Here is a 16118-nt window from a genome sequence, read left to right as displayed (position 1 = left end):
TGACAATAGGTCTGCCCTAAGCCACGCTGAAAAATGAGACCTTATGGGTAAGACGATCAGCAAGCTGCGCTAACTCCTGGCTGGCCGTTGCAACTTCACGAGAGCCAGTTGCCGATTGCACCGTTGAGCTATGGATGCGCGTGATATTTTGCGCAACGTCTTCGGCCACGACGCTTTGCTGGATAGATGCGCTGGCGATTTGGGCATTCATGTGGTTTATGGCGCCGACTTGCTGGCTGATTTTAGCTAGCGCCGTCTGGGCGTTGCGGGTTTGCGCAACGGTGTGGCTTACCAGTTCGCAACTACTGCGCATCGTTTGTGCCGCCGTTTCAGTACCGCTCTGCAGTGTGCCTATCATTTCTCGAATTTCCCGCGTCGACTCCTGGGTGCGATTAGCTAGAGAGCGCACTTCATCGGCCACAACTGCAAATCCTCTGCCATGCTCACCTGCTCGGGCCGCTTCGATGGCTGCGTTCAGCGCCAACAGGTTAGTTTGCGTGGCAATTGAATTGATTACCTCGATCACTATTTCAATCTCTTCGCTACGCTTGGACACCTGCTCTACCGTATTGGTGGTTTCAACCAGTGTGTTCGCTAACTGTTCGATAGCGAGTGTGGTGTCCGCAACGACGCGATTACCGCTTACAACTTCAGCATCGGCTAGACGCGTTGCGTCCGCTGCTTGAGATGCATAGCCTGAAACTTCATTGACCGTTGCCGCCATTTGCGTAATTGCAGTTGCCACCTGTTCGGCTTCGCGGGTCTGCAGGCTGATTTGATTGTTATTGGTGGACGATGTGGTCAACAGCAGCCTAGATGAATTGTTGACCTCTTGGGCCGCAATGCGTACTTCACTAATGGTATCAGCCAAACGGCTTAGGGCGGTTTTCAGGACGCCCATCACGCTGTTTGGATAATCGGTAACAATGATTTGTTGCAGGTCACCTGCCGCCAACCGTTGGATAGCCTGTGCAACCTGAGTCGGCTCAGCACCCAGCGTTGACTTGACGAAGCGAATAATTGAGATCGCCAGGATGATGCTCAGCAGCAGCGCTATCCCGGTGGCCATGAGCATCAGGCCTCGAAACTCACTAGCGGTGGCTTGTACCGCACTGAGTTGGCTTTTGATCGAGGCTTCTTCGTAGTCAATTAGTGCATTCACGCGTTTCAACCACTCACTGTATTCACCGGAGGTTTGGCGCAGCAGCAAAGCCTGTGCACCTGAAATATCTCCGGCGCGACGCAAAGCAATTACCGACTTAGTGGAGGCTAGCGTTTGCTTTTCAATGTCTTTAATCGCCAGTAACAGCTGTTGCTCCTGCGATGTTACCCCAGCAGTTGCGAATAGCTGATCCATTGGTATGGCTGAATCGGAGTAGGCCTGTTCTAGATTGATAACTTCATTGAGGTGGACGGTTAAGTCTTGATCACTATCCACCAACACTGCGTCCCGAATAGCAATGGCTCGGTTGTGTACACTTCCGCGAAAGTTAATAGCGTAGCGTTGAATCTTGGCCGCATTTTCGCTTACGTGTTCCAGGGTGGAGTCGATAAAGCCCACACGTTGGATGCCCACGGCGGTGATTAGTATGAGCAGCGACACAATCGCGGCGAAACCAAGGCCTATGCGCGAGGCTAGTGAGATGGAGTTTTTCATCGGCTGAACTCTTAGATAGACCCTGTACGGGCAAGACGTGGCGGTTCTGTTTTGCTATCCATGTCAAGGGCTACTTGTGTGCCTCTACCACCCATTTGAAAGTGAAGACAGACTGGCGAGGCACGAGCGCGAGCAGCTGGTGATAGCTGACTGATGGCAGAATGGCACACATTGCAGAAAACCTATACACGAATTTAATTTTGTATAGGTTTTATCGCTTTTCGCAAAGTCGAGCCACTGCTGGCAGTCGCAGTCTGGTTTGGGTGATGCACCAAGATGGCGAGCGGATAGGTTCGTAAAAGCTAGGTGGCCCTATGAAGGAACTGGGATTAGTCAGCGAGAGCCGGGCTCGTATGCTTAAAAGCGATGGTAAAACGACCAGACATTTCCGAAAATTTGTAGTCGTGATTTTCGTGTTCTAGCGCCTGATCATCTCATGCAGCGTCGTCAGCCACATCGTGTCATGACTTACTGCAAGCAGTCTTGGACGACCAGGCAAAGCACAGCTGGCGCGGTTTTCCTATTAATTTTGGTTTCAAGAATCTGTTGATTGCATTGGAACGCTTTAAAAACCCGCTCACGAAGAACTGAAAACTGGAAGGGTTCTAGGGTGCGGTCGACTTGGTAAATGCAGGCACTGAGCATGATCTCAAGGATGCGAAACTCTTCATATGCCGTCGCCTGCTTGCCCGCAAAGCAATGGGGCAATGACCTAATTCTACAAAGCGACTCATTACGCTGACCCCAGCTTCGGATCGCCATCAATCTCGCCCAAGCGGGGCTTTTGGGCCTACAGTCTTGAGTGTCGCTCACTGCAAGGAATACAAATGAACGCGTTGCCTTCAACCTCTCTGCCAAAGCACGTCAGCCTGCTGGGTTATGGCGGTCTGTTGCCGTTTATTTTTCTGGCGCTGCTGATCCCGTTCTCTCTCGACTATCGGCCGTTGTTTGCGATTGCGCTTGTTAACTATGGCGCAGTCATCCTGAGCTTCGTCGGCGCCTTACACTGGGGCTTCGCCATGACCGTGCAAGACATGAGCGCCGAGCAGGGCCGCGACCGGTTCATCTGGAGTGTCATTCCTGCGCTTATTGCTTGGATTGCCACGTTACTGCCAATGCCATTGGGTTGCTTGCTGTTGGTCATCGGCTTAGTTGTCCACCTCCGGCAGGACAGGCAGCTGTTGCGGGTTACGAGCTTGCCCACCTGGTACCTGCCGATGCGATTACGGCTTACCCTCGTGGCGAGCGTCTGCTTGCTGCTTGCCGCGATCGTTGAGGCGCTTCATTCATGAAGCCTCGTGAGCCCGGCTCGTTGCCCGTGCCTGGCAGCCGCTTATCGCGGTTGATGCGTTTTGGCAGTTTGGCCTCGGGCGTCGCGGGCGGCATGCTAGCCGAAGGCGCTCGGCAGTGGGTTCAGGGCAAACGTCCGGCGCTCAGCGAACTGCTGTTGACGTCGGGCAATGTGCATCGGGTGGTCGAGCAACTGTCGCAACTGCGTGGCGCCGCCATGAAGGTTGGGCAGTTGTTATCGATGGATGCAGGTGATTTGTTGCCGCGCGAGTTCAGCGAAATCCTTTCTCGTCTGCGTTGCGACGCTCACCCTATGCCTATGAGCCAGTTGGTGGCAGTCCTCAACGAAAGCTGGGGCAAGGGGTGGGAAGGGCGCTTCGAACGGTTTTCCTTCACGCCATTGGCGGCAGCGTCCATCGGCCAGGTTCATGCTGCGAAAGATAAGGACGGCCAACGCCTGGCGATCAAGGTGCAATACCCTGGCGTGCGCGAGAGTATTTCCAGCGATGTGGATAACGTTGCTACCTTGCTGCGCATGTCCGGGATGCTGCCTAAGGGCATGGACATCGGCCCATTGCTCCAAGAGGCCAAGCGTCAGCTACAGGACGAAGCGGACTACATGAAAGAAACCGCGCACTTACAGCGCTTTGATCAACTGTTGGCGGACAGTCCTGACTTTCTGGTTCCTCGTGCGTATGCCCAGTTCAGCACGCCGAATATTTTGGTGATGTCCTTCGTTGACGGGGTAGCGGTGGAGTCACTAGAGCACGCGCCCCAGGCAGAGCGCGACCGGATCATCATGTTGCTATTCGGACTGTTTCTTCGCGAGGTGTTCGAGTTCCAGTGCGTGCAGACCGACCCTAACTTCGCCAATTACCTTTATCAGCAAGGCTCCGGCCGGATGGTGTTGTTGGACTTCGGCGCCACGCGACTTTATGACCGCAACACTACCGAGGCTTATCGCCGCTTGCTGATTGCAGGCCTGCATGAAGACCGTGCCGCCATCACCAATGCCGCGCTGGACGTCGGCTACTTTCAGCCTGAAACGCTGCCCAAACACCGAGCGGTGCTCACTGATCTCATTACACAGGCCTGCGAACCACTGAGGCATCAAGGTGCCTATGACTTTGCGACGTCTGACCTGGCCGTACGCCTGCGTGATACCGGTTGGGAACTAGGTGCCGACCGCGACTTCTGGCACACTCCACCTGTGGATTTACTGTTTCTGCATCGCAAGGTGGGAGGTTTGTACCTGTTGGCCGCGAAGCTGAAGGCGCGGGTGAATGTCCGGAGGCTCTTCGAGCCTTACGTGATTTGAGCGCTTTATTGACGATAAATGGTCGCCTTGGTCACCGCTACCTCTTAATCAGGCCTTTACATAACGCCCGCTTGATCGAGGCAGCTCTCGCGCCATGACTGACTGCTGGTGGCCTTCCGTGAGTGTGTCAAGGAAGCGCATAGCGCGCTGTCTCATTTCTCTTGGGCGTTACCAATCTGGTTGCTATCCCATGTTTCCGTGAGTTCCTTTAGGGTGCTAACTCTGCGAGTCGTGCGGTCATATTCGCGGTAGCCAATTACAGTGGCCTTGATGCAAAAATGCAAAGCCCCAAAGGTTCGCGTCTTCGGGGCTTCTATTTTCGCCTCCATCCCTTAATGATTGGCGAACGTGGTAGCGAGAATACCAGTGTTGAATTGGTGATTCACTACAGTGATGAGGGTTTCATGCTGCTGGAGTGCGGTCTGGGCCTATACGCGTTGGCGTTTGTACACCTTATAGCTCACTCGCATTATAAGGCTTATGCCTTCCTCAGCGCCGGTGAAACGGTCGCGCAGGTGAGGCGTATGGCACTGTATGAGCGGCGCTCTCGCAGATACTTCTGGCACTGTCCATTGGGGCATTATGGGTGGGTTTGCTGCATTTAGTATGGAGCCAACTGCTACCGACACATGAGATCCTCCTAATGGCACTTGCTGTCCTCGCTATCGGCCTGGCTCCGTGGTGTATGCGCCTGAGCGGCATTCTGCACAATTTGGGCACGCTCACACTGTTGCTCGGAATTTACCTGGTGTGGTATGTGTCCGCCGGATATGTACTTGGTGCGAGCCCTTCCCCAAGTGCCCTCCAACAGTATCTGGCATTGATAGCAATACTGATGTTCCTCATTCTCTACTTGATTCAAGCATTGATTTTGGCAAGGCCCCTAAGGCCGATCCCGAACCTTTTTACGATGCTTCCAATCGACTCATGTCCGCTCCTGCCTCTCATCGGAAACTGACTGCGGTCACTTGCGATGGTGGCTCATGGCCGCTAATAGTGAGGAGGTGCTTGGAGAGGATGTGAAGATGATGTCGAGATTTGTTGTTGTCCCTGCAATCCCAACGGAAACGGGATCAATGCGTAACGGATCGCGCTTCTACTGTCAGACTGCACCTATAGGCTTCAACCTCTATGACAATGAGGAGAAGCTTCGGCTGAAGATTACCTATCAGACCCGAGAAGAAGCTGAGGGAGAGTGTCAGCGGATTAACCTTGAGCGGCTTCAAAGCGTCCTTTCGGAAGGGGAATCCGTGACTGCGCTATAGGCATTCACTCCCCGCATAGTCATCAGGCGCCCGGTTTCCGAAACGAGTGGATGAGGAGCTCGCGGAAACACGACTTACACCACTCTGACGTGGGTGCTCGGCATTCAGGCGCGAACAAACAGCCTCTGCCTCTGCCCTGACTTTGAACACTCCATGCTTGCTGGCTGAACCTCCCTCTACGAGATCTACAACTCTGTATCGCTTGCTGCCATCGTCCAGTGTGGTGGTTTCAATCACTCTGAATCTTGCTTGCATGGTTGCTTTCCGTGCATGAGATTGGTGACCTACAAGTACCGCCAATACGAGACGATTTCAAGAACGGCGCAGGTTTCAGCTGAGACAATTTATGACAGTGCATTGTACTTCTCATCGCAGGAAGGACGGTTTAGCAGTAGGTGACGTGTTGAACCATTTTTCCTAAAGTCGCTTGTTTCGGGCCGACTGGGCCCGGCTAAGCTTTGGGTTTTTCTGACGGAGTTACAGATGCTGTCTTCGATCGAAGAGTACCTTCCTGGCCCACCAACTCCTGGAAGCATTTGGTCAACCTCAGAATTGCCCTCGCGCGGCACACCACTTCATGACCTCATGCACCTAGGTCTTCCTTTCGAGTATTTCAGTCTGATAGCGAACACTCTGCAGGTCGAGCGAAAGGTCATTTCTCAGGCCATCGGCGTATCCCCTGCATCCCTGGCACGTAGGGCAAAAACAGGACGCTTCAGCACCATTGAAAGCGACCGCTTGCTCGCATTGATTGCTGTCTTTGAGCAAGCTTTGTCCTTGTTCGAAGACGACGTGTCCGCTGCGACGAAATGGATGTGCTCGCCGGTTCGTGGACTTGGTTCGAGGCGCCCAATCGACATGTTGTGCACGAGGGTGGAAACGAACGCTGTCCTCGATCTTATCGGTCGACTGGAGAGGGGAGTGCTCGTTTAAATTTCGTCACGTGCCTCATTCAGCGGTAGCACCTGATGTGATTGTTGTAATCGCTCATTCGGGCAAAGCCCGGCTTAATGGTAGCGATTTAGCTACATCACGGAATGGCGCGACAAGCGTAATTGACACCTCGTGGGGCACCCCTCCAGCTAGCGTCAAATCAGCCCGAGCTGGTGATTCAAAACCAGTTCATGCAACTGAAACACTGATGAAACATTCCGGCCATATGATTCGCGTCATTGAAATCCAGGGAGTTGGAGATGAATCGGCCATCAAGAAGCATGCGCAAACTGCTGGACGCCATTGCCAGTAACAATGAGGTAGCGGCGCTCGATATGATGCGCGCAGTAGAGCAGCTCCAAGATGAAGTGCTACGCCAACGGTTGCTCAACATGATTTACCGACTCAACCAGGACGCTATTGACTTACGAATGGCGCGTGACGATATCCAGGGCGGAGCCATAAAGCTCGCATGATCGGTCTTGGTGACGTCTTTTAGTCTGTATGCCGCACTGGTCTCTTGGGCCAAGGGCGTGTTGACCCGTCCAGAGCTATCCCGGTGGGTCAGCCAGGTAGTTCGTTCATCTACTTCGGAGCAGCCATCCTGACCATGCGTCGACAGCATAAGAGGAGGGCGGCTAGGTACCGATTACCGCAGCACAGGCGCCAAAATATCACCACTGATTTGATGCAGAGCCTGCCTCCTTGAAGCCAGGGTAGTCATCGAGCGCAAGGCTAGGCTCACCATCGCCCATTGGCTCGCGCACTGATTTATGTATCACTCCGGCTTCAGCATCCGCACGCATCTGATCGAGCTCCCTGTGAAACGCCTTGTCCTGAACCGTGGGCTTACTGGTGTATGGCTTTCGTTCGGGTTCAGGCTGTGCTGCATAAGTCGTTACCGCATCAGGGTCGTGCTGTAGCTTTTCTTGAACTTGAGATTCCAGCATCGCACGTAGCGCATCTTTGTCGGGACGAGTCAGCAATTTGTCACTCCTATCAGGAAACCAGGCACCCAGTAATCGACTGGGCCGGTGGCCGGTTGGGGAACATCCAATCGATAGTGTCGAAAGTTTGGGCTGCGGATACAGCCACAGGATTTCAGGTCGAAGAGAAGAGGCGGATCATCAATTTCTTCCAACACGGCGATCGGGTCAAATTGGGTACATGCCTGGGATGATTCCGTAATCGACAGGAACGCAGGCAGTAAGAGAGGACAAAGCTACGATCCCTTTTCGATTTTCAGCGTGTTGATCATTGGTGTTGGCCTCTACCTGGGTATCCCTGGCTGGATCGGTTTAAATGCATATGAATGGCAATGTGATAAAGGTGAATCCTTCACCCAGAGTGTCCAGTTTTGGGCTGCAATCACACACAATGCAGTGATCTTGATTCAAAGAGGAAGTCATATTGAATGCACCTCAGGCGTAGCTCTATATTGACTGCTTGGCGGGGATAACTGGAGCAGTACTGGAACCTCGCGACGGCCTAGGGGCATTTACTGCAGAAAACAACCAAAGCCGCCGCAAAGTGGTTTTTATGCTCATGGATTTTGCGTGGAGGGCTGCCTGTAACCGGCTAGAAGGGTCTTAGTTTCCATGGCCTCGAGCGACAATTCGTTGGCTCGATACTGACCGGGTGTCATGCCGAACCAACGCAGGCAAGCCTTGTGGAAACCGCTGTGGTCATGGAAGCCGAGCAGGTAAGTCACGTGCTGCATATTGAAATGGGAATGACGCAGGTAGAAGTCGGCTAGCTGCTGGCGCACGTAGTTCAGGATATCTGTGAACTGCGTGCCCGCCTTCTCCAGTGCCCGTTGCAACGTTCGCTTGCTGACGTTCAACGCGGCCGCAATCGATTCCATATCATACTGGGCCTGGCTTTGCCCCAGACTTAGGCGTTCGGTGATCAGCGCACGAATCCTGCAGACAACGGTGAAGTCATCCATCAGGTCAAGCTGAAATTTGGCATAGCTGTCATGGAGCTTGGCCAACGCCTCATTGGCCATGCTCAACGGACGCAGCAGCTCCTCACCATCGAACAGGATGCTGTCATAGACCGCCCCGAAACGCAGTTCGCAGCCAAACAGCTGTTGATGCTCGTAGATGTCATCCGGCTGGGGATAGCTGAACTCCACACTCAGCGGTTGCGGCGATTTGCCACCGCTCAGCCAGCGATAGACACCCAGCAGGGTTGCGAGGCTGGCATCGGTGTACTGCCGGGGCTTGATCGAGCCGCGCTGATGGTGATTGAGCGTGACCAGGCGGTAATGCTGTTGTTCCTGGACAACAAACAGGGTGAAGCCAGTGCCGATCAACGGGCTGAAATGAACCAGTCGTTCGAATGCGTTTTTCAGGTTCAAACTGGACATCATGGTATAGCCGACGATCTGAAAAATGCCCGGGTGGAAGTTATCGTAGGCCTTCAAACCGATGTCCGGATCGCTGGAAGCCTGAGCCGACAGATACCATAGGCGGTAGATAGTGCTTCGTTTGCAGAATGATCCCGGTATATCTGCGAGCTTTATATCAAGCCCTGCCTCCTGGCACAGACTGTTGGCATCCAGTCCTTGCGCCGAAAGCGTATTCACCAGCACTCTGGCATAGCCTGAACTGATTCTATACATGACAACCCCATCTCCCTGTTGAATTCGACATCCTTGACCGCTCAAGTGGAATCGGCGGTCTTATATAATCGGGATTTTGGGTGCTCCGGGGGGGATGTGGTATTGCGTCATGAGCAATCGCAAGTGCTCGATGGCGTCGTTGTATTTAATATCGGCATGTTGTCGCTTTTCTTGGTAGTGGCTGAAGGCTTGCGTATCTAAGTAGGCCCGATCAAGAATATTCAGGGCGGCGCAGCGCAAGCTTTGTGCTTCGTTGAAGAGCTGGTTGTTACGTTCAAGAGCCAGGTTTAGACAGACTTTGGTTTGATGGGACACACGCGTGTCGTTCATTGCATTACCTTTTTTGACTGATCTTTTTTTATTTTTTTTTGGCTCAACCTACGCTGTTGCATTAGCAGGCCGGCTCGGGTCAGAAATGTCGCCGCACAGCTACAATTATTTCAAGACGATGCCAACCAGCAGACCTCCCCATAAGCAACGTCGCTGAGCTGATCGGCTAACGAGGAGCTGGTTGCTGAGGTTCGTGGATTCAGGCGCTGGGCAGCTTTGCTCTTTTTGGAAATCATAGGGTCATAGCGTCATTTTCTTCTATCAAGAATCGTAGTTGAAAATGCGCTGCTGGCATGCCTTCATGCAGGCATCGACTGACAAAAAAACACACTGTGTTGGTGATCGTTCCTGCCATGATGACCTATCAATGTGAATTATTTGTGTAACGAAGAAGCTGGCAGGTACTACAGCTTCAGAAAATTAACCCATGACGCCGGTTATGGATTACGTATTTTGGGGCAGGGTCACACACGCTGAGCAGTCCATCACCAAGCACTACGCCGAGCCGGCGAGGAAATCGACAACGCTTTAACTCTTCTAGCCACATTCGGAGTGAGGTGCAGGGCGCGGCAGATGCTTAACGCGCACTGATCAATGGGGCTCTAATTTTACGGATGGGATAGCTAGGCTATAAAGGGATGTCATGTGAAGTCGAGTTCCTAAGCCGGGTGTTACAAAAAATCACGGCCGTCAGCACTGCAACAACCGAGCTCATTCCCTGTGAGCGGATCGACTCGAACGAGGCCGACCTTCAGCTGAATGCATGGCCTCAAAAATTTAGCCATCAAACTGTTGGACACGTGTGCCGCCCAGGTCGACGCCCAGATGAAGCGAAGTCAGATGATTTTTAATGACGTGCCGATCTGTTCTGCTGCGCCTCTATCTCTGCACCTAGCATTTGAAGCCGGTTATGTTCGTGCTTCTGGACGAGGGAGAGATACTCGTTGACGTCTTCCTGCGTGCGATGCTCCTGCCCCAAGAGCGACTCACTCAAAAAATTGAATCGCATTGATTCCTCGAACGTCAGGCCAGCAAATACTTCGTTGCCCTGAAGGTCTTTACTCAGGGCTCGTATTTTCCTGAGGTACTCGCGCTGCGTGTCCGTGAGTACAAGCATCTAAATCTCCTGTTAACTGCCCTGCGAAGGTGTGCCGCAATGTGCAGAGTTGATCACTCTACTTTTTGAGGACTGCTTGTATGGGGTCAGCGGCGCTCAAAAGTTCCACCCAAATTTCATTGGAGAAGAGGTACCTATCCGAACGAGACTTGCTACGGTGAACGGATCGTTTTCGTCAGCCTTTGCCTGGCCTCCGCGCACAATGGTAGGCCTACAAATACGGGGGCTTTTCTGAGCGCAGGGATGTACTGCGAGACGACTTACCGACTCCTGGTTGACATTCGAGTGTGGAAAAGAAGTGCAGCGAACCGCCAAGTCGGAAGTCGCGCTCCGACGCCGCCGATTGCTGCATCGACCTAGTACAGACTGTATTCTACGAACCAATACCTCAATGTTTTACGATCAACAGAGCAGATACACGGACAGATATGGCGACGTCGGATACTAAAATGGGAGAGGGGCATGTCGGTGCAGCTCAGCTGGTCAGTTCGACAGCCTAGTGAAGCTCTGCGATGAATACCCTGGGTATGGATTACTAGCCTGTAGTATTGCGGAATGCTTTGACCCACGAGCGTCTGTAGATAGCGAACAGGCCAAACTGCGTCCTTTGGTGTCGCCCTCGCCAAAGCTGGTGACGATGTGGAAAGCCTTCTGACTCGTGCTGATGATGCGCTCTATCTAGCCAAGCGCAGCGGACGCAACCGAGTGAACTGAAACTGGCGTTCGGACTCTAGCTGCAATCACATAGCTCCGCAGGATATGGTGATTCGATTCGCGTTCTACCGCATGGCAGCGATAGCTAAGCTGTGGTGTGGAGTGACGTCAATGGAGAGGTCGCTCCTTCGGGCTTAAGCCCGGCTCGATCTCGCGCCTTCAGGTGATGTGTCCAGGTATGCGTTTCCGGCTTGGCGGAGGACTCTGAAGTTCAGCCTGATGTACTGGTTCAGCGAACCATTCTTTTGGCTTCCTCATTTGTCTTCGAGGCTGCCGCGCTGTTCGTTATTCCAGGCTTCAGTAAGCTCGTCTATCCGATCCGCAATTTGAGGTTTTTTTGATAGGACTAGGCAGCGTGTGTTGCCGACAAACTCCTCTAAGCGCCATGGCCTAGAGACCACACCGAGATCTATTTATGGAAAAAATATGAGCAGCAGGCAGACTGGGTTTCGAGAGATCTTCAACTTTGAACACCATCTCACCTCTGAGGGAGATTTTGCCATTGGCCCGTATCGAATCAGCGTTGGAAAAGAGCTGGTAGGAGGAGATTTTGCCCGGTCAGATCGGCTCGTATTTGGCGGCGCCTTTGATTCGTCTGGATTCAAAAATACCGTCTCCGAAGAGCCATCCAACACCGGGACTTGGAGCATAACGGCGGTGGTAGCTGAGCACGAAGGATTGAATGCACCCTCGGTACTTCTTCCTGGTAATCCGTGGGCGAATGGAGCCTACGATCTGTCTCTCATCCTTTCTTTCCTCTCCGGTCGGCACGTGAGGGTAGGGAACAATACTGAGCCCTATCTGCCTGTCTCTCCTGGGCAGTCGATCACCAGCAAAAACTTCTTCCGCACTCACCCAGCCATTGACTGGGCATTGCTTCCGGCTGTGCGAGAAGCTGGTGGCGGAGAGGCGATGGATGCAGTGATCCTCGCGATGACGAACAGCAATGTCGGCGTGAAGATTGCGATGGGATCGGCGGCGCTCGACGGATTGATTACACGCTGGCACAGCACCTTGGACACGAATCGCTACACCAAAGATGTCAAATCGAAGGTCAAGGCTGCGGCCCAGGCTTTCAAGTCTCATCTTGAAGAAGCGGGCGTGAGCGAGGAGCTAATCAATGACATGATGGCCCGCCTGTTAAACGTTGCGAATGAGTCAGCACTTTCCAAGCTGACCGCTTTCTTGACGGTCAGTGGAATGTATCCGGCTACTCCTGATGCAGAGGCTTCGAAACGGCTAAAATGGCTGAATGTCCTACGGAATTCGATTGCCCACTCGGGTTCGATCCGACTGGATATTGCGGACTCCCCCGACGCTTCGTTCCGGGTTGCGGGTGCTGTCGCGCTACTTCTCCAAGATATCAGCCGGGTATACGTGGCGAAGTACCTTCTCAATATCTCTGATACGGGTGTCGATGAGGCCCAGCAGGCAGTGATGACCTTCTTCTTGAAGGGCACCTTCAATGGTCAAAATATCCTCACAGAGGATTACGATACCTATCGACAGCGGCTGATTGACCATTTTGAGGAGCACGGGAACCTCGACCCCTGATGCAGTGCCGCCTCGGGGGAGGGGTTCGCATATGATTTCGCACGTGTTGCGGGGACGGTAGCGCTTTCTGCTTGCGAGCATAGCTTCAACGCGGGTACGCGCAGCGTTTGCGCATATAAATGACCTAGCGTTGTTGGCAGGAATGCTACCGGTACTGTTTTTCTTTGGTGCGCAGTAAATTTCATACGCAAGACGGGAAATCTAGAGGCATGGCCCTCAGCTGTTCCTAGCGTCGTGATCGAGCGATTCAGCAAGCTATATAAATAGTGCTAGAGACATTGCACACGTTCCAACTGAAATAGCTCCAATCTGGTATCGGTCTATCCGGCGTCTGCTTGCGATGCCGATGGTGGACGCAAGCGGAGCGCGGAAGCCGGCACGGCATAAGGCGTGAGGATGGAAGCCCGAAGGGCCGAGCCGCTGCTTGCAGGGCTCGATTCACGACAGCCGTTCTCGAAGGGGCACGCACCAACGACCTGTGTGGGCTATCGACACAATGAGTGGGGCATGCGGAGAGTCCCATGGAAATGACGGATGATGACGACACAGTGTATTGCGACGTGCAAATGCCCTTGGCGCAAGTCCGAGAGCTACAGCAACTGGTGAGCACGTTGCGAGAATCGAAAGCCTACCCCCGACAGGGCATGCCCCAGCAGTCCACACCTCTAATATCATCGGATGAAGAAGAAAGTGAAAGCTACCCTGGATAGTTGGTGATACTACTTGGGGGTAACGTACGCTCATAGCGGTCGCTTTTGAAGTTTGGCGACGAGCCGCCGATATTCCATATGGTGAGCCGACACTGCTACACGAACTGAAATGCGCAGAGTGGATAGGTGGAATGCGGAAAAGTATGAAAGAAATCATTTTCATTACAGCAGTGGATTACCTGATTGTCGAGGATGAGTTTTCCTTGAAGGTGGGGTTTGAAGGTAGGCTAGTTCTCACAAATGATATCGCACACATCAAGAGGATGGTTGGCCGCGTTCATTCAATTGACATGGGAGGGCTTGAGTACATACATTTAGTATCGGGTCGGCCAGTCCTGTATTCAATTCGGGAGTATTCAGCTCCCGTAATTATAGATGATGAGCTGGTTGATTTTCTTCGCGAAGTTCAAAGCTTTTTTGTGGAGCTTTGGATACAGGGTGATAATAGTGTTAACTGCCAACAGGCCTTTGCACTCGAGAAAAATCCTGATATTACTTCCGTCAATTGTCTACCGGTATTCAACTCGGCGGCCACAGGCGAAAACTTAAGTTTGAAGTTGTCTAGTGAGGATTTGAAGGGGGTTCTGGCGGATAGCCCTGTTGCCGTAGAGAGCATTCGTGAGCAGGCAATGCCCGATAGAACAGGTTTGCGAAAATCGAAGGGAAGAATAAATATCGCGATGATGCACCTGCAAGCTGCTAGAAATCACAGGGATTTGGGATTCAAAATTTCCAGCTACTGCAGCTTGTTCGAGTCTGTTTTTAGCACGGACAAGGTTGAGCTTGCTCATCAATTATCGCAGCGGCTCGCGTTCTTTATTGGTGGAACCCCGGCTGAGCGAATAGAGATATATCGCCTCACCAAAAAAGCTTATACAGTCAGATCACTGGCAGTACACGGGGATGTCCTCGATAAGAATGTTTCCGAACTTGGCGTGCTCGCATCCCATTGTGACGAGGTTGCGCGGAAGGTGCTGATAAAATTCTTCGTTAATCCGAATTTGTTCGATCTTTTTAATTCTAAGTCTAACGATGATATTTTCACTTATCTTCTGCATATGGTGCTTGGGGATGAAAGTTATAGCTCTAACTTTATCTGATTAACTCATCACCACATTCCTGCTTGTATTTCGACCCCGATCGCAATGTGATCTACCTACTACTCACCCGGAGCTGGTGACGCCGATGCCAAGTTTACCCGCGTGCCGACGGTCTCGCTAGCATGTGCATACTCGCACCTGAAACCGCTGCATGCCTGAGCAAACTGCAGGTGGCATCTGGCGCTCCTCGAAGGTCATCGCGGTAATTTCATTCGCGCGCTGCGTCAGTAGGCGAATGAGAACGACCTTCAGGTAGGTGCGCAAAAAAAACCAAGAGACAAATCACGAGATATTCAAAACATCGACCGCATCAACAGCCCAAAAACTATCGGCCCTTCGGGCTTCTAGCCCGGCTTGATTTCGCTTTCCTCTAAAGAGAAATTAGGAAAAATATCCTGCGCAAACCAGGTCGGTAGGCCTACCCGCAGAGTATGCCGATTAGATGCCGAGCTCACCACAAGGCCAACATTAATCACCTTGCTGAGCTGTTCGAATGCTTCGCTAGGCTGAAGTCCGGTAAAGGTTTCGAACTCTCTACGCGGTAGTGCGCCTTGGATCAGCAGCGCAAGGAAGACCGGCCCTATTTGCGGTCTGATCTCTGCTCCAGTTAAGCGCGAATGCGTTCTGAAGACATGCATAACAGCTTCCCGAAGCCGGCTGGTATTCAGCGCAGCAGTCATGTAATCCACTTCTCCAATGCAAACATCAAGCATGAGTTCAACGAAGCTGAGACTCGCTTTGCTAGACTGCTGGAGACCACCATCGATCCCACTCGCGCGCATGCGATCTGTCGTAGCCAAAGCAGCGTGATATTCGTCATGCCTACGGGCCAGGCCGCGAGCAAGCGACCACAGGTGGGGATGCAACCCGAGCTGAGCCAAATGCTGGTGAATGACCACCCTCGCGACAGCCCCTTTACCATCGGGAAAAGTTTGAGTTTGGAGAAGGTGAAAGTGGTGGACTAGCGCCGCAATGATACGTCGACGAAGCTCAGGTACCTTCATCAGCGTTGACTGCCGGTTCGCTGAGTTAAGTGCATTCTTCAGAACTTCTGGCTCTGTGTGGTACCCGTCGATGATCCTTGAATAATCGGCGTCGGAGTCCATCATCAGTCTGCTCAAGCACGCTGCGGTTTCAGGCGCGACCATGCCGGACAGGTAAGCTGTCTTAGTTACAAGCAAGTCTGCGCTCGCCAGTATTGACGGAGGAATCGAGTCGGGGAGGGCCAGGTTTGAGACATTCATGGCGCTGACACTATCCGTGCTTGAAGCGCTTGTCATGCAACAGGTGTAGATTTCGAAAAGAGCGAAGCGCTGCATAGAATTTCGTGGAGGTCACGAAAGCTCACAAGCTAGGATTACCTCACTACCACTCGATATCATGTCTTCCTGGGGCTGACAGATCCTACGCAGCGGACAATGGAGATGTCGCTGATTCGGGCCATCTGGCCCGGCTTGGTGTTAGGTTTTTCAGATGGAGGTGAAAGTGCTGTCATCTATAAGGG

The 16118-nt window shown here is 52.7% G+C and carries 11 protein-coding genes and 3 pseudogenes; 8 read left to right on the top strand and 6 right to left on the bottom strand.

The window, feature by feature from the left end; all coding sequences use genetic code 11:
- Positions 1-16 precede the first annotated feature (16 nt).
- Positions 17-544 (bottom strand): annotated as a pseudogene (locus tag QFX16_RS29725) (methyl-accepting chemotaxis protein); the annotation flags it as partial.
- Between the two features lie 1940 nt (positions 545-2484).
- Between QFX16_RS29725 and QFX16_RS14355 the strand changes: the two are divergent.
- The 5 genes and pseudogenes from QFX16_RS14355 to QFX16_RS14335 all read left to right on the top strand — a co-directional run.
- Positions 2485-2949 (top strand): DUF3429 domain-containing protein, encoded by a 465-nt coding sequence (locus tag QFX16_RS14355; RefSeq protein ID WP_283184436.1) that lies wholly within the window; start codon positions 2485-2487, stop codon positions 2947-2949.
- On the top strand, positions 2946-4265 hold the full coding sequence (locus tag QFX16_RS14350; RefSeq protein ID WP_283184435.1) for an ABC1 kinase family protein: 1320 nt from the start codon (positions 2946-2948) through the stop codon (positions 4263-4265). Before QFX16_RS14355 ends, QFX16_RS14350 begins: the two co-directional genes overlap by 4 nt.
- Before the next feature lie 1748 nt (positions 4266-6013).
- Complete coding sequence (gene parS, locus QFX16_RS14345; protein ID WP_283184434.1) at positions 6014-6463, top strand: type II RES/Xre toxin-antitoxin system antitoxin; 450 nt, start codon at positions 6014-6016, stop codon at positions 6461-6463.
- A gap of 260 nt (positions 6464-6723) precedes the next feature.
- Positions 6724-6939: a hypothetical protein gene (locus QFX16_RS14340; RefSeq protein WP_283184433.1), complete on the top strand. Its 216-nt coding sequence runs from the start codon at positions 6724-6726 to the stop codon at positions 6937-6939.
- Between the two features lie 9 nt (positions 6940-6948).
- Positions 6949-7085, top strand: a pseudogene (locus QFX16_RS14335) (LysE family translocator); the annotation flags it as partial.
- 52 nt (positions 7086-7137) lie between these two features.
- Here the strand turns inward: QFX16_RS14335 and QFX16_RS14330 are convergent.
- The 4 genes from QFX16_RS14330 to QFX16_RS14315 all read right to left on the bottom strand — a co-directional run bounded on the left by QFX16_RS14330 (position 7138) and on the right by QFX16_RS14315 (position 10536).
- Complete coding sequence (locus QFX16_RS14330; RefSeq protein WP_283184432.1) at positions 7138-7449, bottom strand: hypothetical protein; 312 nt, start codon at positions 7447-7449, stop codon at positions 7138-7140.
- Positions 7450-8006: 557 nt separating this feature from the next.
- Complete coding sequence (locus QFX16_RS14325) at positions 8007-9089, bottom strand: AraC family transcriptional regulator (protein ID WP_349294218.1); 1083 nt, start codon at positions 9087-9089, stop codon at positions 8007-8009.
- A 60-nt stretch (positions 9090-9149) separates the two neighbouring features.
- Positions 9150-9419, bottom strand: a complete 270-nt coding sequence (locus QFX16_RS14320; RefSeq protein ID WP_283184430.1) for a hypothetical protein — start codon at positions 9417-9419, stop codon at positions 9150-9152.
- A gap of 847 nt (positions 9420-10266) precedes the next feature.
- On the bottom strand, positions 10267-10536 hold the full coding sequence (locus QFX16_RS14315) for a hypothetical protein (RefSeq protein WP_283184669.1): 270 nt from the start codon (positions 10534-10536) through the stop codon (positions 10267-10269).
- A gap of 597 nt (positions 10537-11133) precedes the next feature.
- Here QFX16_RS14315 and QFX16_RS14310 point away from each other — a divergent pair.
- The 3 genes and pseudogenes from QFX16_RS14310 to QFX16_RS14295 all read left to right on the top strand — a co-directional run.
- Positions 11134-11250: pseudogene (locus QFX16_RS14310) on the top strand (diguanylate cyclase domain-containing protein); the annotation flags it as partial.
- Between the two features lie 426 nt (positions 11251-11676).
- Positions 11677-12804, top strand: coding sequence for a hypothetical protein (locus QFX16_RS14300; RefSeq protein ID WP_283184429.1), 1128 nt, complete (start codon positions 11677-11679; stop codon positions 12802-12804).
- A gap of 853 nt (positions 12805-13657) precedes the next feature.
- Positions 13658-14614: a HEPN domain-containing protein gene (locus QFX16_RS14295; protein ID WP_283184428.1), complete on the top strand. Its 957-nt coding sequence runs from the start codon at positions 13658-13660 to the stop codon at positions 14612-14614.
- 344 nt (positions 14615-14958) lie between these two features.
- Here the strand turns inward: QFX16_RS14295 and QFX16_RS14290 are convergent, their stop codons facing one another.
- Positions 14959-15933 (bottom strand): Fic family protein, encoded by a 975-nt coding sequence (locus tag QFX16_RS14290; RefSeq protein WP_283184427.1) that lies wholly within the window; start codon positions 15931-15933, stop codon positions 14959-14961.
- Positions 15934-16118: the final 185 nt, after the last annotated feature.

It is taken from the genome of Pseudomonas svalbardensis (genome assembly GCF_030053115.1).
Classification (GTDB): Bacteria; Pseudomonadota; Gammaproteobacteria; order Pseudomonadales; family Pseudomonadaceae; genus Aquipseudomonas; species Aquipseudomonas svalbardensis.
The sequence above is the reverse complement of the archived record's forward strand: the minus strand, read 5'-3'. Positions and strand labels throughout refer to the sequence as shown.